The organism is Micromonospora sp. NPDC050495, from assembly GCF_040655175.1.
Lineage (GTDB): Bacteria > Actinomycetota > Actinomycetes > Mycobacteriales > Micromonosporaceae > Micromonospora.
The window spans coordinates 164,874-181,280 of sequence record NZ_JBFAJK010000006.1; the positions used below are offsets into that span (position 1 = coordinate 164,874).

A 16,407-nucleotide genomic window follows, 5' to 3' on the forward strand; every position below is an offset into this window, starting at 1 on the left:
TGGCCGTACCGGCACGATAGCGTCGGTACTCGTGAACGCTGCCCCGGTCTACCTGGACGCGGCCAGCGCCGCGCCGCTGCACCCGGTCGCGCGACAGGCGCTGCTGGCCGCGCTGGACGACGGCTGGGCCGACCCCGCCCGGCTCTACGGCCAGGCCCGCCGGGCCCGCCAACTGCTCGACACCGCCCGCGAGGCCGCCGCGCAGGCCCTCGGCGTCCGCGCCGACGAGCTCTCCTTCACCCCCAGCGGTACGACCGCGGCGCACGCCGCCGTGCTGGGCGGGCTGGCCGGCCGGCGCCGGGTCGGGGCGCGGCTGGTGCACTCCGCGATCGAGCACTCGGCGGTGCTGCACGCCGCCGAACGGCACCTGGCCGCCGGCGGCACGGCGGTCTCCGTACCGGTGGACCGGCTCGGCCGGCTGGACCTGGACGCCTGGGCGGCGGCGGTGGCCGCGCCCGGGGTGGCCCTCGCCGCGCTGATCGGGGCGAGTCACGAGGTGGGCACGGTGCAGCCGGTGCCCGCGGCGGCGGAGCTGTGCGCCGAGGCGGGGGTGCCGCTCTACGTCGACGCGGCCCAGCTGGCCGGCCGGGCGCCGCTGCCGGCCGGCTGGTCGGTGCTGAGCGCCAGCGCGCACAAGTGGGGCGGGCCGCCCGGCGTGGGGCTCCTGGTGGTGCGCAAGGGCACCCGCTGGGAGTCGCCGTTCCCCGCCGACGAGCGGGAGTCGGGGCGTACCCCCGGGGTGGTGAACCTGCCCGCGGTGGTCGCGGCGGCGGCGAGCCTGCGCGCGGCGGCGGCCGACGCGGCGGCGGAGGCGGCCCGGCTGGCGCCCCTGGTGGACCGGATCCGGGCCCGGGTGGCCGCCGAGGTGCCGGACGTGGAGGTGGTCGGCGACCCGGTGGACCGCCTCCCCCACCTGGTCACCTTCTCCTGCCTCTACGTCGACGGCGAGGCGCTGCTGCACGCACTGGACCGGCGTGGCTTCGCGGTCTCCTCCGGCTCGTCGTGCACCTCCTCGACGCTGCGCCCGTCGCACGTGCTGGAGGCGATGGGGGTGCTGTCGCACGGCAACGTTCGGGTGTCGCTGCACCGGGAGACCACCGAGGCCGACGTCGAGCGGTTCCTCGCCGAGCTGCCCGGGATCGTCGCGGACCTGCGCGCCGAGGCGGGAGTGACCGGCCTGTGAGCGCGAGGAGTGAGCCGCTCCTGCGAGCCCCGCAGTCGCGAACGAAGGAGGGCCGGTGAGCGCGAGGAGTGAGCCGCTCCTGCGAGCCCCGCAGTCGCGAACGAAGGAGGGCCGGTGAGCGCGAGGAGTGAGCCGCTCCTGCGAGCCCCGCAGTCGCGAACGAAGGAGGGCCTGTGAGCGCGAGGAGTGAGCCGGAGGAGACGCTCGACTGCCGGGGCCAGCGCTGCCCGCTGCCGGTGATCCACCTGGCCCGCCGGCTGCCCGAGCTGCCGGTCGGCGCGGTGGTCCGGGTGCTCGCCGACGACCCGGCCGCGGCCGTGGACATCCCGGCCTGGTGCCGGATGCGCGGCCAGGAGTTCCTCGCCGCCCACCCGGACGCCTACGACGTCCGCCGCATCCGCTGACCGGACCGGTCGCCCGCCGGGGCGGGCCCGGCCGGGATCACGGCAGCAGGTGCGGGCGGACCTCCTCGGCGGCCTCGTCGCCGTACGACTCGGCGAGCCGCTTGACGAACAGGTCGCGGCGGACCTCGTACTCCTGGCCGCCGAAGTTCTCCAGCACCAGGGTGGCCAGCAGGCAGCCCACCTGGGCGGCGCGCTCCAGGCCGACCCCCCAGTTCAGGGCGGCGAAGAAGCCGGCCCGGAAGCCGTCGCCGACGCCGATCGGGTCGATCGCGTGGATCTCCCGGGCGATCGGCACCCGGATCGGGTCGACGTCCCGGCCGGCGATCTCCACGCCCTGCTTGCCGAGCGTGGTGACCCGCACCTTCACCCGCTCCAGCAGCTGCGCGTCGGACAGGCCCGCCTTGCTCTGCAGCAGGGACTTCTCGTACTCGTTGGTCATCAGGTAGTCGGCGCCGTCGATCAGGCCGAGCACGTCGCCGCCGTCCATCCGGGCGAGCTGCTGGGACGGGTCGGCCACGAAGGCGTAGCCGCGCTCCCGGCACTCCGCGCTGTGCCGGAGCATCGCGGCCGGGTCGTTGGCGCTCACCAGCACCAGGTCGAGGCCGCCGAGCCGGCCGGCGACCGGGGCCAGCTCGATGTTGCGGGCCTCGCTCATCGCGCCGGCGTAGAACGAGGCGATCTGGCACATGTCGGTGTCGGTGGTGCAGACGAACCGGGCGGTGTGCGCCACCTCGCTGACGTGCACCGAGTCGCAGTCCACGCCGTGCCGCTCCAGCCAGGAGCGGTAGTCGGCGAAGTCGGCGCCGACCGCGCCGAGCAGCACCGGGCGCAGCCCGAGCTGCGCCATCCCGAAGGCGATGTTGGCGGCGGTGCCGCCGCGCCGGAGCACCAGCTCGTCGACGAGGAAGGACAGCGAGACCTTGTCGAGCTGGTCGGCGAGGAGCTGGTCGGCGAACCGGCCGGGGAAGCTCATCAGGTGGTCGGTCGCGATCGAGCCGGTCACGGCGATCTTCATGTCAACCCTCGTGGTCGGGAGCACGGCGCCGGTCAGCCTACCGGTCGGTCCGGACGGCCGGACGGAGGAAGGTCGCCCGCCCGCCCGGCCCCGCCCATCCGGACGTCACCGGACGGACACCTACCGGCCGGACGGACACCTGCCGGTACGACAAAACGGCGGGACCACCCCATGCTGGGTGGTCCCGCCGTTCGGGCAGGTGCCGTCGCGCCGGCGTCGACTCAGCTGAACGAGTCGCCGCAGGCGCAGGAGCTGCCGGCGTTCGGGTTGTCGATGGTGAAGCCCTGGGCGTCGATCCGGTCGGCGAAGTCGATCGTCGCACCGGCCAGGTAGGGCGCGCTCATCCGGTCGACGACGACCTCGACGCCACCGAAGTCGGTGACGACGTCACCGTCGAGCGAGCGCTCGTCGAAGAAGAGCTGGTACCGCAGGCCGGAGCAGCCGCCCGGCTGCACGGCGACCCGGAGCCGCAGGTCGTCACGGCCCTCCTGCTCGATCAGGGCCTTGACCTTCTGCGCCGCGACGTCGGTGAGGACGACGGTGCTGGGGGCCTTGGCCTCGGTCGACTCGGTCTGCGCTGGCGTGGTCACGTGGAAATCTCCCTGCGCGGTATGGGTCCGGACGCACTGGCCAACGTCGCGCGTCCGCCAGTGATTCCCGGTGTGGTCCAGATCCGATCGTACGCCGCTCCCGGCCGGGTCACCCGGCGGCGTGACCACGGACTCCTCGGGCGGCGCCGCGCCGGCCGACGCCGCGCGGGCCCGACGCTCGCCCTGGACCGACGCCCCGACGGCACGGCCGGCGCGCGGCACGGCGGGGGGGGTCAGCGGCTCCACTGCCGGGCCAGCCGGGCGCCGAGCGCCCGCAGCCCCTCCGCGGGCCGGCCCATCGCCGCCTCCAGCCCGCCGTGTTCCTCGCCGCCGAAGTGCTCCACCAGGCTGTACGCGTCGGTCACCCCGGCCGCGGCCGCCTCCCGCCGCCCGGTGCTCACCCGGCCGGCCAGCACCACGCAGGGCAGCCCGCGGTCCCGGGCGGCTCCGGCCACCCCGGCGACCACCTTGCCGCGCAGCGACTGGTGGTCGAACGAGCCCTCGCCGGTGATCACCAGGTCGGCGGAGTCCAGCGCGGCGTCCAGCCCGATGGCCCGGGTGACCAGCCCGATGCCCGACTCGCACCGCCCGCCCAGCGCGAGCACGGCCGCGCCGAGGCCGCCGGCGGCGCCGGCGCCGGGCAGCGCGGCGAAGCCGGGCGGGCAGCCGGGCAGGTCGCGTTCCAGCACCGCGGCCCAGCGCTCCAGCGCGGCGTCGAGCAGCAGCACGTCGGCCCGGCTCGCGCCCTTCTGCGGGCCGTAGACGTTGCTGGCTCCGTGCAGCCCGAGCAGCGGGTTGTCCACGTCCGTGGCGGCGACCAGGGCGGCGCCACGGATCCGGGGCGCGCCGTCCAGCGCGGCCACCGCCGCGAGGGCCGCCCCGCCGTACGGCAGGGCCCGGCCCGCCTCGTCCAGCGGGGTGACACCGAGCGGGATGAGCATGCCGGCGCCCCCGTCGTTGGTGGCGGAGCCGCCCAGCCCGACGACCACGGTGCGCGCTCCCGCCTCGACGGCGGCGGCCACCAGCAGCCCGAGCCCGTACGAGGTGGTCGCCTTCGGGTCCCGCTCGGCGGCCGACAGCAGGTGCAGTCCGCAGGCCTGAGCGCTCTCCAGGTACGCGCTGCCGTCGTCGGTGAGCAGGATCTCACCGGCGGCCGGGCGGCCCAGCGGGTCGACGGTGGGCACCGCCAGCCGCCGCCCGCCGAGCGCCTCGGCGAGCACCGCGACGAAGCCCGGCCCGCCGTCGGCGAGCGGTCGGACCAGCAGTTCGTCGCCGGGGGCGACCTCCCGCCAGCCCTCGGCCACCGCGGCGGCCACCTCCGGGGCCGGCAGCGTGCCGGCGAACTTGTCCGGGCAGAGCAGCACGCGCATGCCGAGCAGTGTGGCAGGCCACATCGGGGACGCCGGCACGGCCGCCGCGCTGTGGGACGATGGGAGGCGTGACTTCGACCTGGGTTGAACCCTCCAACACCGCCACTGCGCTGCTGCTCCTCGGCCGCGGCAGCGATCCCGCCACCGAGCGTGGCGTGGAGTGTCCGGGTGACCTACCCGCGCCGAGCGATCCGGACCTGGTGGCCCGGGCGGCGGCGGCCAAGGCCGCGCTCGGCACGAAGGTCTTCGTGCTGGGGCACCACTATCAGCGCGACGAGGTGATCCAGTTCGCCGACGTGACCGGCGACTCGTTCAAGCTGGCCCGGGAGGCGGCCGCCCGACCCGACGCGGAGTACATCGTCTTCTGCGGCGTGCACTTCATGGCCGAGTCCGCGGACATCCTCACCACGGACAACCAGAAGGTGATCCTGCCCGACCTGGCCGCCGGCTGCTCGATGGCCGACATGGCGGTGCTGTCCCAGGTCGAGACCGCCTGGGACGTGCTCACCGACCTGGGCGTCGCGGCCGACACCGTCCCGGTGACGTACATGAACTCGTCGGCGGACATCAAGGGCTTCGTCGGCCGGCACGGCGGCGTGGTCTGCACCTCGTCGAACGCGAAGCGGGCCCTGGACTGGGCGTTCGAGCAGGGGCGGAAGGTGCTGTTCCTGCCCGACCAGCACCTGGGCCGCAACACCGCGGTGCGGGAGATGGGCTTCTCGCTGGACGACTGCGTCCTCTACGACCCGCACAAGCCGGGCGGCGGGCTCACCCCGGAGCAGCTGCGCGACGCCAAGATGATCCTCTGGCGGGGGCACTGCTCGGTGCACGGCCGCTTCACGCTGGACAGCGTCAACGACGTCCGGGAGCGGGTGCCGGGGGTCAACGTGCTGGTCCACCCGGAGTGCCGGCACGAGGTGGTCACCGCCGCCGACCACGTCGGCTCGACCGAGTACATCATCCGGACCATCGAGGCGGCCCCGGCCGGCTCGGCGTGGGCGGTCGGCACCGAGCTGAACCTGGTCCGCCGGCTGGCGCTGGCGCACCCGGACAAGCAGATCATGTTCCTCGACCGGGCGGTCTGCTACTGCTCCACGATGAACCGGATCGACCTGCCGCACCTGGTGTGGGCGCTGGAGGAGCTGGCCGCCGGGCGGGTGGTCAACCAGATCACCGTCGACCCGGAGACCGCGCACCACGCCCGGGTCGCGCTGGACCAGATGCTGGCCCTGCCCGGCGCCTGATCACGGACGGTCACATCACTGGCACGCATGAGCGTCGGTATCCCCGGTTCATGCCGTCGCAGGTGATGTGACCGATTCCATTTTCGTCACAGAGGGCTATGCTGCCGGGCGAGGACACCTGCGGGCCGTTTTCATCTGGCCGCACTTCGGGTAGCGATGCAGATCGTGCACCCCACCCATCCACACGGCAGCACCAACGCGCTGGAGGTTGCGTTGACCGACGACGTCCTGGTCGTACACGGAGGCACTCCGCTCGAAGGGCGGATCCGCGTGCGCGGCGCGAAGAACCTCGTGTCCAAGGCGATGGTCGCCGCCCTCCTGGGCGACACCCCGAGCCGGCTGTTCGACGTGCCCCGCATCCGCGACGTCGAGGTCGTCCGTGGCCTGCTCGGCCTGCACGGCGTGAAGGTGAGCGACGGCGAGGAGGACGGCGAGCTGGTCTTCGACCCGTCCAACGTCGAGAGCGCCAGCACCGACCAGATCAACGTGCACGCCGGTTCCAGCCGGATCCCGATCCTGTTCTGTGGTCCGCTGCTGCACCGGCTCGGCCACGCCTTCATCCCCGACCTGGGCGGCTGCCACATCGGGCCGCGCCCGATCGACTTCCACCTGCAGGCGCTGCGCGAGTTCGGCGCGACCGTCGACAAGACCCCCGAAGGGCTGCACCTGTCGGCGCCGAACGGGCTGCACGGCACCAAGTTCGCGCTGCCGTACCCGAGTGTGGGCGCCACCGAGCAGGTGCTGCTCACCGCGGTGATGGCCGAGGGCGTCACCGAGCTGCGCAACGCGGCGGTCGAGCCGGAGATCGTCGACCTGATCTGCGTGCTGCAGAAGATGGGCGCGATCATCAAGGTGCACACCGACCGGGTGATCGAGATCCAGGGCGTCAAGAAGCTGCACGGCTACACCCACCGGCCGATCCCGGACCGGATCGAGGCCGCCAGCTGGGCGGCCGCCGCGCTGGCCACCCGCGGCCACGTCGAGGTGCTCGGCGCCCAGCAGGCCGACATGATGACCTTCCTGAACATCTTCCGCTCGGTCGGCGGCGAGTACGAGGTCACCGACCTGCGCCCGCCGCGCGGCGGCGGCCCGGGCCAGGAGGGCGGGATCCGCTTCTGGCACCCGGGCGGGGAGCTGAACGCGGTCGCCCTGGAGACCGACGTGCACCCAGGGTTCATGACCGACTGGCAGCAGCCGCTCGTGGTGGCGCTCACCCAGGCCCGCGGCCTGTCGATCGTGCACGAGACGGTCTACGAGCAGCGGCTCGGCTACACCGAGGCGCTGAACTCGATGGGCGCCAACATCCAGGTCTACCGGGACTGCCTGGGCGGCACCCCGTGCCGGTTCGGCCGGCGCAACTTCAAGCACTCCGCGGTGATCGCCGGCCCCAGCAAGCTGCACGCGGCCGACCTGGTCATCCCGGACCTGCGGGCCGGTTTCAGCCACCTCATCGCGGCGCTCGCCGCCGAGGGCACCTCCCGGGTGTACGGCGTTGACCTGATCAACCGCGGCTACGAGGACTTCGAGGCGAAGCTGGCCGACCTGGGCGCGCACGCCGAGCGTCCGTAGCGTCCGTCCGCTCTCCCCGCGCCCGGTGCACCCGCGATGTGCACCGGGCGCGGCCGGTTGGCTACCCTTGCCGGCGTGCCGTCGCTGTTTCGCCGTAAGCCCGCCGACCTCGTCGAGGAGTCAGTCACCCAGGTGACGACCGACGAGGAGTCCACCGCTGCCCGATCCCGGGGCTACACGCCGGCGAAGGGGCGGGAGACCCCGAAGCGGCCGAGCGCCGGCCGGCGCCCCGGCACGCCGACGAAGCCGCTGAACAAGGAGGAGGCGCGCGAGCAGCGCCGCGCCGCCCGCGCCGAGGCCGCCGCCGAGTTCCGGCGCGAGGGTGGCCCGCGCGACCGCGGCCCGGAGCGGCTGCTGGCCCGCAACGTGGTGGACTCCCGGCGTACGGTCGGCACCTGGTTCTTCGGCGGCGCGCTGATCGTGCTGATCGGGTCCAACCAGGCCATGCCGCCGATCGTCCGGCTCCTCTCCAACCTGCTGTGGGGCCTGCTGGCCCTCGGCGTGGTGGTCGACTCCGTGCTGATCGCACGGAAGATCAAGAAGCTGGTACGCGAGCGCTACCCGAAGAGCACCGAGCGGCTCGGCTCGCTCTACTTCTACGCGATCATGCGGTCGATCACCTTCCGCAAGATGCGCGCCCCGGCGCCGCAGGTGGCGATCGGCGACAAGGTCTGAGCTGAGCCCGCCCGGCGCGCCGACGGCTGCGGCCCCGGCCGGCGGGCGGCTGAGCCGGTCAGCCGCCGGGCGGTGCGTCGGCCGGCGGGCGGTGCGTCGGCCGGCGGGCGGTGCGTCGGCCGGCGGGCGGTGCGTCGGCCGGCGGGCGGTGCGTCGGCCGGCGGGCGCGCGGTAGAGCCGGTCACGCGTCGGCCGGCGTGCGGTAGAGCCGGGCCACCACCTCCTCGATGTCCGGCTCCACGATCGAGATGTCCCGGAGCGTGGCCAGCCCGGCCAGCCCGGCGACCACCTCGGCGACGCTCGCCGACTCCAGCGCGAAGACCAGCCGGCGCCCGTCGGCCTCCAACCGGTGCAGCGGGGCGCCGGGCAGCACCGGGGGCGCCGGCAGCGCGGCGTCCAGCTCGGCCACCACCATCCGGCGCGACCCGTACCGGCGGTGCAGCGCGGCGATCGAGCCGTCGTGCACCACCCGGCCGTGGTCGATGACCACCAGCCGCCCGCAGAGCCGCTCGATGTCGGCCAGGTCGTGGGTGGTGAGCACCAGGGTGGTGTCGCCGGCCCGGCCCAGCTCGGCCAGGAACCCCCGGACCGCCTGCTTGCTGACCACGTCCAGGCCGATGGTCGGCTCGTCCAGGAAGAGCACCTCCGGGCCGTGCAGCAGGGCGGCGGTCAGCTCGCCGCGCATCCGCTGGCCCAGGGAGAGCTGCCGGACCGGGGTGTCCAGGAACCCGTCCAGGTCGAGCAGGCCCCGGCACCGGGCCAGCCGGGCCGCGTGCTCGGCCGCCGGCACCCGGTAGATGTGCCGCAACAGCGCGAACGTGTCGCGCAGCGGCAGGTCCCACCAGAGCTGCGACCGCTGCCCGAACACCACGCCGATGCGCAGCGCCAGCCGGGTCCGGTCGGCCACCGGGCGCAGCCCGCAGACCGTGGCCCGGCCCGCCGAGGGCATCAGCACGCCGGTGAGCATCTTCAGCGTGGTCGACTTCCCGGCGCCGTTCGGGCCGATGTAGCCGAGCATCTCCCCGCGCTCCACCCGAAGGTCGATCCCGTCGACCGCGCTGACCGTCCGCTTCTCCCGGCGTAGCCGCCCGGTCTTCACCCGGACCGTGAACTCCTTGCGCAGGCCGCTCAGCTCGATGACGCTCATGACCCCGTACTCCGGTAGTGACGGATCCCGACGCGCCAGGCCAGGGCGGCCACCGCGGCCGCGACCGCCGCGACGCCGGGCGCGGCCCAGCCGACCCAGCCCGGCAGGCCGAGCGGGTCGGCCCGGCCGAGCAGCGCCAGCGCCGGGTGATAACTGACGAAGGCGAAACCCAGCCCGTACGCGAAGAGCGCCCGGAACCAGCCGCCGTAGATGGTGGCCGGGTACGAGGTGAAGTCCCGCCCGCCGTAGGTGACCGAGTTGGCCAGCTGCCCCGAGTCGATCCAGTAGAACGAGACGGTGGCGGTGATGACGAAGACCGCGCCGAAGAAGACGATCCCGGCCAGCGGGGCGACCACCGCCAGCGCGACCCGCCCCGGGGTCCACTCGATGCCGGCCGAGGCGAGCGCCGTCAGCAGCACGGCCAGCCCGAAGACCACCCGGGAGACCTTGCGCACCGGCAGGTCCATCAGCAGCAGCTGGGGCAGCGCGGCCAGCGGCCGGACCAGCACGGCGTCGAAGAGACCGGTCCGCACGTACCGGGACAGCCGTTCGATGTTGCCGACCAGCAGGTCCGCGGCGGCGAACGCGAACGACGACAGCCCGACGATGACCAGCGTCTCGCGCAGCGTGAAGCCGCCCAGCTCCCGGGTCACCCCGTAGAGCACCAGCACGGTGACCACGTCGAACGCGGTCGCCCCGACGTTGCCGACCAGGTCCACCACGAACGACGTCCGGTAGGCGGTCTGGGACCGCGCCTGCGCGCCGAACAGCGCCCGGTACGCCCGCAGCGCGCCCCCCGGGCGGCGCCGCGCCCCGGGCCGCGGCCGCTGCGCCGGGGCGGCCGGCCCAGTCAGGGTTGCCGGCTCAGCCACCCTGCACCACCAACCGGCGCTCCGCCCGGCGCTGGACCAGCCGGCAGAGGGCGAGCAGCGCGACCGCCCAGCCCGCCTGCACCGCGACCAGGCCGAGCTGGGCGGGCATCGGCTCCCGCTCGACCAGCACGTCGAGCGGGATCTGCAGCAGGCTGGGGAACGGGGTGCCGTAGCGCAGCAGCGCCTCCAGGCCGCCGGGCAGGAAGCTGAGCGGGAAGTAGAGCCCGCCCAGCACGTTGCCGGCGAGCATCCAGAGGGTCATCGGTCCCCGGACGTCCTGCAACCAGTAAGCGGTCGCGTTGACCAGGTAGCGGCAACCGAAGCAGACGACCAGCGCCAGCAGCACGGAGAGCACGGCCAGCGGCAGGGTGGCCGCCCGACGGGGCAGGTACACCTCGAACAGGAGCACGCCGACCAGCACCGGCGGCATCAGCCGGAACAGCGCGGCGAAGCCGGCCCGGCCCAGGTCTGCGGCGAGGTAGCTGGTCACCGGGTGGACCGGCCGGAGCAGGTCGGCCGCGATCTCGCCGGTGCGGATCCGGTCGGCCAGCTCGGTCCAGCCCCAGATGGCGATGACCGCGAGGAGCCCCTGCCCCACCCAGACGTAGGTGGCCAGCTGGGTGCGGTCGTAGCCGGCCACCTGGCCGGCCGTACCGGCCGCGGCCAGGAAGACGTAGTAGCGCAGGAAGCCGAAGACGGTGTTGGTGACCAGCCCGGCCAGGGTCGCCTGGCGGTAGGTGGCGTGGCGCCGGAAGCCAGCCACCGCTATCGCACCGAATGTCCGAAACGATGGGGTAACGTTTGAACCCGTGGGCGGTGCCACAGTGGCGGTGAGAGAGCCCACGCCGCTACCCTCCATCCGCAGCCATGACGTGCAGGACCGGGCGACTCTACCGGCACGTCGGGGCCCCAGCGCGACAATTTCCAACGAGGTGACATCGCCGTGAGCGAGCGACGCGAGCCGGCCCCGGGGCCGCGCCGCGCGGGCGGCGACAGGATGCGACGATGAGCGGCTGGGACCGCTGGCGCGAGCTGGCCGAACCGTCCTGGGCCGCCGAACCCACCCACGAGTGGCGTCCGCAGTTCCCGGGGCAGCGCTACCCGGGCGACATCGGCCTCGAACACCTGGCCCCGCCCGCCCCGCGCGGCCGGGCCGCCGTGGTCGGCCGCGCCGAGGTGCACCCGGACAGCCACGCCCCGGACGACGCGTACCCGGTCAGCCCGGCCGGTGCCGACGGGCGTGGCACCTACCCGGCCGGCCCCGACGGACGCGGCACCTACCCGGTCAGCCCGGCTGGCCCCGACGGGCGCGGTACGTACCCGGTCAGCCCGGCCGGCCCCGACGAGCGGCGCCGCACCCACCCGGCCGGCCCGGAGGAGCGGCGGGGCACCGACCCGGGCGGCCCGGACCAACGGCGCGGCACCCACCCCGGCAACCCCGACGAGCGGCGGGGCAGCTACCCCGTCAGCCCGGCCGGACCCGACGAGCGGCCCCGCGGCTACCCCGGCAACCCCGACGAGCGGCGCGGCACCTACCCCGTCAGCCCGGCCGCCGCTGACGGCCGGCGCGGCACGTACCCCGTCCGCCCCGCCGGGCCGGACGACCGGCGCGGCACCTACCCGATCAGTCCGGCCGGACCGGCTGGAGGGCGCGGGACGTACCCGGTCAGCCCGGCACCGGGCGACCGGGCCGGCGCGTACCCGGACGACCGGCGCCACCACGACGAGCCGCGCCCGGACGGGCGGCGGTCCTGGTCCGATCGGCGGGGCGACCAGCGCGATCCGCAGCGGCGGCCGGACCGGGAGCAGCCCGCGGCCTGGCGGGAGGAACGACCCGACCAGCGCTGGGTCCGCCCGGAGCCGGGGCGGCGCACGCCCGACGGCGGCCCGCACCGGCCGGTCTCCCCGGCGGCCGAGCCCGGCTGGCTCCCCGAGCCCGACGAACTGGCCCACCGCCCGCAGCAGCGCCGGGGCACCCAGGACGGGCGACCGGCCGTGGGGCCCCGGGAGCGGCCCGACGGAACGCCCGAGGGCTGGGCCGACCGGCGCGAACCCGGCCTCGGCCGACCGGCGGACCGGCGCGAGCGAGGCTACGAGGGTCCGGCGGAGCGGGGCTTCGACGGCCGCGAGCCCGACCGCCCGGCCGACCGGCGCTATGACGGCCCTGGCGGCCGGCCCGAGCCCGGATCCGACCGCCGGCCCGACCGGCCCTACGACGGCCCCGGCGGCCGGCCCGAGCCCGGACCCGACCGCCGGGTCCCGCGGCGCGACCCCGGGTTCGACGGTCCGCCGCCGCGTGAGCGCGACCCGCGCCGGGAGGCCGCCGGGCGCGCCGAGGTGTACCGCGACGCACCGGACGCGCCGCGCGGTCCCGTGGACCCGTACCGCGCCGAGCCCGGTCGCCACCCTGACCCGCGTCCCGCCCCGCAGGGCCCGGACGAGCGGTGGAACGGCCGGCGGCCGGCGGCCGGACCCGGTGGCCCGCGCCCCCAGGAGTGGCCGGCCGTGGAACGGCGGCCCCGGACCGAGCCGGCGCCGTACCGCCCCGACGAGCGGCCCCGCCCGCCGGTCGTCCCGGCCGGGCCCGCCCCCGACGGCCGGCCGCCGCGCCCGGCGGACGAGCCGGTGGGCCGGCCCGACGTAGCCGCTCGCCGCCCCGACGGTCCCCGCCGCGACCCGGTCCCGCCGCAGCCGCAGGTCGGCCCGCGCCCCGGCGCGACCCCGGCCCGACCCGAGACTCCCCAGGAGCGGCCGGGCCTCCGGCCGCAGCCGGAGGAGCGGGCCGGTCGGCCGGCCCACCCCGGCCAGGGGTGGCGGCCGTCCGTCGAGCCGGCCGCCCGGACCCGACCGGACGACCTGCGGGACCCCTCGACGGCTCCCACCCGCCCGGACGCCGGCCGTCCGCCGGCCCCGGCGCAGCCGCACGACCAGCCCCACCGGGTGGTACCGCCCGCGCCGCGGCCGGACCGGCCAGCGGCGGTCCGCCCCGACGAGCTACGCCGCCCGCCCACGCCGGGACCGGAGCACCGCCCGCCGTCAGCCGTCCCGGACCGGCCGGTCTCCGGGGCGCCCACCTCCGGGCAGCCCGTGCGCGGCGCGCCCACCTCCGGGCCGCCCGCGCACGGCGCGCCCACCTCCGGGCAGCCCGTTCCCGGCGCGCCCGAGTCCAGCGCGCCGGTTTCCGGTGCGCCCGTGTCCGGGGTCCCTGTCTCCGGCGCGCCCTTCCCCGGCGCGCCCGTGTCCGGGCCGCCAGCGGCCAACCTGCGGGTGGAGTTCCTGCCCGGTCCCGCCGCCGCGCCGGCGGACCCCCGCGCCACCGACGCGCCGGCCCCGCCGGAGCCCGCCGGTCCCGCCGCGCCGGCCCCGACCGCCACCGGGGCGGACGGTCGCTCTGCCTCCCGGCCCGACGGTCCGGTCGTCCAGGACGCGGATCCGGCCGCCTGGTTCCGGCCCGGACACCCGGACGGCGACACGAGCGCCCCGACACCCACAGACGCGCCGGCCTCCCAGGCGCCGGTCCCCCAGGCCCCGGCCTCCCCAACGCCGGTCCCCCAGGCGCCGGCCTCCCCAACGCCGGCCCCCCAGGCGCAGGTCGCCCCTCCATCGGTCTCCCCTGCGCCGGGCCTCCAGGCGCCGGTCTCCCCCGCGCCAGCGGGACCGGCGGCGGGACGGCCGGTCAGCGCACCGCCGGCGGACGCCGCCCCGCCCACGGCCCGCCCGGTCTCCGCCCCGCCGGCCTGGACCGGCGACCCGGCCGCACCGGCACCCGACGCGGCGCGGCCGGCCGCGCGCCCGGTGTCCGCCCCACCCGCCCGGAGTGCGGCTCCGGCACCGGACCGGGACCACCCGGCCGCGCCCGCGGCCCGTCCGGTCTCCGCCCCACCGGCCTGGACCGGCGACCCGGCCACGCCGGCACCCGACGCGGCACCATCCGCTGCTCGGTCCGCGCCGGTGCCCGCCCCTCGGCCGGAGCCGGGCCCGCCGGCGTGGGCACCGGACGCGGCGGCGAAGCCAGATCCGGCGGCAGCCCCCGCGCGGCCGGTGTCGGCGCCGCCAGCCTGGACCGCCAATGCGATGACCGGGACGTCCGACCCGGCCGACCGGGGCCAGCGGAACGACCAGGCTGACCAGGCCCGTGTCAACGGTTTGGCCGGCCGGCCGACCGACGCCGGACCGGTGTCCACCGCACCCGTTCCGGCCCCGCCGACGGCCACCGCACCGGCCGCAGCGGCATCCGGCCCGGTCGCGCCGCCGCCCGCGTACGCGCCCCCGGCGGCCGTCCCCGAGCCGCCCTCGGAGCCCAACCCGGCCCCGGCGGCACCGGTCTCCGCGCCTCCGGCCACCGCGGCGTCCGCGGCTGCCGTGTCCGCGGCGCCCGTGTCCGCGGCGCCCGTGTCCGCGGCGCCCCCGTCGGCGCCGCTCGCGTCCCCGCCGCCGGTGTCCGCGGCACTCGCTTCGGCGGTGCCCGTGTCTGCCGCACCTGGTGGCGACGAGGACCGGGGAGGGCAGCAGCGGTCGGTGCCGGACGGTTCCCCCGCGCAGGACGAGCCGGCCGCCCAGGACCGGTTCGTCGAGCGGGACATGCCGGGCGCCGACGGCTCGCCCGCCGAGCAGGTCGAGCGGGCCGAGCAGGTCGAGCGGGCCGAGCAGGTCGAGCAGGTCGAGCAGGTCGAGCAGGTCGAGCAGGTCGAGTGGACCGAGCAGGACCCGTCCGCCGAGCGGCACGGGTCAACCGAGCAGGCCGAGCGGGAAGCCCTGGACTCGCCCGCCGAACAGGACCGGCAGAACGAGCAGGACCAGGAGGCCAGCCAGGCCGGGCAGGACCAGCGGCCCGAGCACGACCAGCAGGCCAGGCAGGCCGAGCAGGTCGAACAGGCCGAGCAGGACCAGCGAACCGAGCAGGACCAGCCGGCCGAAGCGGCCGCACCGGACCAGCCGGCCGAGCAGGTCGAGCGGCCGACGGAACGGCCGGCGGATCCGGAGCAGGCGCTGGCCGCGGTCCGGTGGCGGCTGAACCCGGAGACCCTGCGCGAGGAGGCGCCCGAGCCGGAGGCGCTGCGGGAGATCCGGGACGGGCTCACCGCGAAGCTGGGCAGCTCGCTGGACAACCGGAGCCGGGCCCGGCTGCTGAGCCTGCGGTCGGTGGCGTCCCGGGTCCTCGGCGACCTGGACGACGCCCTCGCCGACGCCCGGCTGGCCCACACGTACGCCGAGGCCACCGGCGAGTTGCGGCGGACCGCGCTGGTCCGGGCCCGGCTGGCCGAGGTGCTGCGCTGGCGGGGCGAGTACGCGGAGGCGGACCGCCTCTTCGCCGCGGCCAACTCGCCGGAGCTGCCCGACCGGCTGCGCGCGGTGCTGCACGAGCACGCCGGCCGGTGCTGCTACGACCAGGGCCGGCTGACCGAGGCGTGCCTGCACTTCGAGCGGGCGTTGGACCTGCGCCACGGGGACGACGCGGAGCTGAACGCGCGTACCGCGCTGGCGCTGGACGCGGTCGCCGAGCGGGCCGTGACCGGCGGGTTCGGGCCGAAGCCGCGCTCCCGGGAGGCGGTCCTCGGCGAGGAGCGTTACCCGGTGCCGACCCGCGACGAGGAGCAGCAGCTCTGGGGCTACGCGGACGCCGAGGGCAACCTGGTGGTCGACCACCGGTACGCCGAGGTGCAGCCGTTCCGGGAGGGGATGGCCTGGGTACGCCGGCCGGAGGCGTCCCGGTGGGCGTTGATCGACACCACCGGGGCGGCGCTGATCGAGGCGAACAACGGCTACCGGGCGGTGGGCTCGTTCTCCGAGGGGCTGGCCTGGGTGTCGATGGACGGCAAGGGCCGGTGGATGGCGGTGGACCCGACCAACATCGTGAAGATCCCGCCGGGTTTCGAGGACGTCCGGCCGTTCCGGGGCGGCCTCGCGGCGGTACGGCAGAACGGCGGCTGGGGCGCGGTCGACCGGACCGGCCAGGTGGTGGTGCCCACGCGCTACCACGGCCTCACCACGGCCCTCGCGGACGGCCGGCAGGTGGACGGGTTCACCGAGGAGGGCCTGGCCGGCGTGGAGCTGGCCGGCCGCCGGGGGGTGGTGGACCGGACCGGGCGAGTGCTGGTGACACCGGCGTACCCGGCGCTGGTCGTGCACCCGGTGGCCTTCCTGGTCAGCCACGACTCGGGCCGCTGGGGCGCGCTGGACCGGCGGGGCGGGCCGCTGATCGACCCGGTGCACCCGAGCCGGGCCGCGGTGGTCGCGGAGATCGATCAGTTGCTCGCCGACACCAGCCCGGTCCTCTGACGAGCGCGGCCGGCGAGCGTCGCGGTAGCGCGATGATCGGGCGGCGTTAGGGTCAAGGC

General features: G+C 76.3%; 12 protein-coding genes. 6 read left to right on the forward strand and 6 right to left on the reverse strand.

Features of this window, described 5'->3' with window-relative positions:
- Nucleotides 1-31: 31 nt before the first annotated feature.
- Complete coding sequence (locus AB0I11_RS10015) at nucleotides 32-1,183, forward strand: aminotransferase class V-fold PLP-dependent enzyme (RefSeq protein WP_357316378.1); 1,152 nt, start codon at nucleotides 32-34, stop codon at nucleotides 1,181-1,183.
- 173 nt (nucleotides 1,184-1,356) lie between these two features.
- Nucleotides 1,357-1,587: a sulfurtransferase TusA family protein gene (locus tag AB0I11_RS10020; RefSeq protein ID WP_357316381.1), complete on the forward strand. Its 231-nt coding sequence runs from the start codon at nucleotides 1,357-1,359 to the stop codon at nucleotides 1,585-1,587.
- A 37-nt stretch (nucleotides 1,588-1,624) separates the two neighbouring features.
- Here AB0I11_RS10020 and AB0I11_RS10025 read toward each other — a convergent pair whose 3' ends face one another.
- The 3 genes from AB0I11_RS10025 to AB0I11_RS10035 all read right to left on the reverse strand — a co-directional run bounded on the left by AB0I11_RS10025 (nucleotide 1,625) and on the right by AB0I11_RS10035 (nucleotide 4,586).
- Nucleotides 1,625-2,602 carry a carbohydrate kinase family protein gene (locus tag AB0I11_RS10025; RefSeq protein ID WP_357316384.1) on the reverse strand — a complete coding sequence of 326 codons (978 nt, stop codon included), beginning with the start codon at nucleotides 2,600-2,602 and terminating at the stop codon, nucleotides 1,625-1,627.
- 221 nt (nucleotides 2,603-2,823) lie between these two features.
- Entirely contained in the window at nucleotides 2,824-3,192 is a 369-nt protein-coding gene (gene erpA, locus AB0I11_RS10030; protein ID WP_107079767.1) for an iron-sulfur cluster insertion protein ErpA, read from the reverse strand.
- A gap of 233 nt (nucleotides 3,193-3,425) precedes the next feature.
- Complete coding sequence (locus AB0I11_RS10035; RefSeq protein WP_357316388.1) at nucleotides 3,426-4,586, reverse strand: glycerate kinase; 1,161 nt, start codon at nucleotides 4,584-4,586, stop codon at nucleotides 3,426-3,428.
- A 44-nt stretch (nucleotides 4,587-4,630) separates the two neighbouring features.
- Between AB0I11_RS10035 and nadA the strand changes: the two genes are divergently transcribed.
- The 3 genes from nadA to AB0I11_RS10050 all read left to right on the forward strand — a co-directional run bounded on the left by nadA (nucleotide 4,631) and on the right by AB0I11_RS10050 (nucleotide 8,050).
- Nucleotides 4,631-5,806, forward strand: coding sequence for a quinolinate synthase NadA (nadA, locus tag AB0I11_RS10040; protein WP_357316391.1), 1,176 nt, complete (start codon nucleotides 4,631-4,633; stop codon nucleotides 5,804-5,806).
- Between the two features lie 156 nt (nucleotides 5,807-5,962).
- Nucleotides 5,963-7,375: a UDP-N-acetylglucosamine 1-carboxyvinyltransferase gene (gene murA, locus AB0I11_RS10045; RefSeq protein WP_357316395.1), complete on the forward strand. Its 1,413-nt coding sequence runs from the start codon at nucleotides 5,963-5,965 to the stop codon at nucleotides 7,373-7,375.
- A 36-nt stretch (nucleotides 7,376-7,411) separates the two neighbouring features.
- On the forward strand, nucleotides 7,412-8,050 hold the full coding sequence (locus AB0I11_RS10050) for a DUF3043 domain-containing protein (protein WP_357316398.1): 639 nt from the start codon (nucleotides 7,412-7,414) through the stop codon (nucleotides 8,048-8,050).
- 181 nt (nucleotides 8,051-8,231) lie between these two features.
- On the opposite strand, the gene AB0I11_RS10055 is transcribed toward AB0I11_RS10050, so the two are convergent.
- The 3 genes from AB0I11_RS10055 to AB0I11_RS10065 form a co-directional block, all read right to left on the reverse strand.
- Nucleotides 8,232-9,197: an ATP-binding cassette domain-containing protein gene (locus AB0I11_RS10055; RefSeq protein ID WP_357316401.1), complete on the reverse strand. Its 966-nt coding sequence runs from the start codon at nucleotides 9,195-9,197 to the stop codon at nucleotides 8,232-8,234.
- Nucleotides 9,194-9,985 carry an ABC-2 family transporter protein gene (locus AB0I11_RS10060; protein WP_357316600.1) on the reverse strand — a complete coding sequence of 264 codons (792 nt, stop codon included), beginning with the start codon at nucleotides 9,983-9,985 and terminating at the stop codon, nucleotides 9,194-9,196. The genes AB0I11_RS10055 and AB0I11_RS10060 overlap by 4 nt, the downstream gene beginning before the upstream one ends.
- 76 nt (nucleotides 9,986-10,061) lie before the next feature.
- Complete coding sequence (locus AB0I11_RS10065; RefSeq protein ID WP_357316404.1) at nucleotides 10,062-10,832, reverse strand: ABC-2 family transporter protein; 771 nt, start codon at nucleotides 10,830-10,832, stop codon at nucleotides 10,062-10,064.
- A gap of 242 nt (nucleotides 10,833-11,074) precedes the next feature.
- On the opposite strand from AB0I11_RS10065, the gene AB0I11_RS10070 reads away from it, so the two are divergent.
- On the forward strand, nucleotides 11,075-16,348 hold the full coding sequence (locus AB0I11_RS10070) for a WG repeat-containing protein (RefSeq protein WP_357316407.1): 5,274 nt from the start codon (nucleotides 11,075-11,077) through the stop codon (nucleotides 16,346-16,348).
- Nucleotides 16,349-16,407 lie beyond the last annotated feature (59 nt).

Excerpts from the sequence above, each read along its gene's own strand:
- murA (WP_357316395.1), top strand. The coding sequence starts at position 5,963 with ATGCAGATCGTGCACCCCACCCATCCACACGGCAGCACCAACGCGCTG.
- AB0I11_RS10070 (WP_357316407.1), top strand. The coding sequence starts at position 11,075 with ATGAGCGGCTGGGACCGCTGGCGCGAGCTGGCCGAACCGTCCTGGGCC.
- AB0I11_RS10050 (WP_357316398.1), top strand. The coding sequence starts at position 7,412 with ATGTGCACCGGGCGCGGCCGGTTGGCTACCCTTGCCGGCGTGCCGTCG.
- AB0I11_RS10035 (WP_357316388.1), bottom strand. The coding sequence starts at position 4,586 with ATGTGGCCTGCCACACTGCTCGGCATGCGCGTGCTGCTCTGCCCGGAC.
- AB0I11_RS10025 (WP_357316384.1), bottom strand. The coding sequence starts at position 2,602 with ATGAAGATCGCCGTGACCGGCTCGATCGCGACCGACCACCTGATGAGC.
- AB0I11_RS10055 (WP_357316401.1), bottom strand. The coding sequence starts at position 9,197 with ATGAGCGTCATCGAGCTGAGCGGCCTGCGCAAGGAGTTCACGGTCCGG.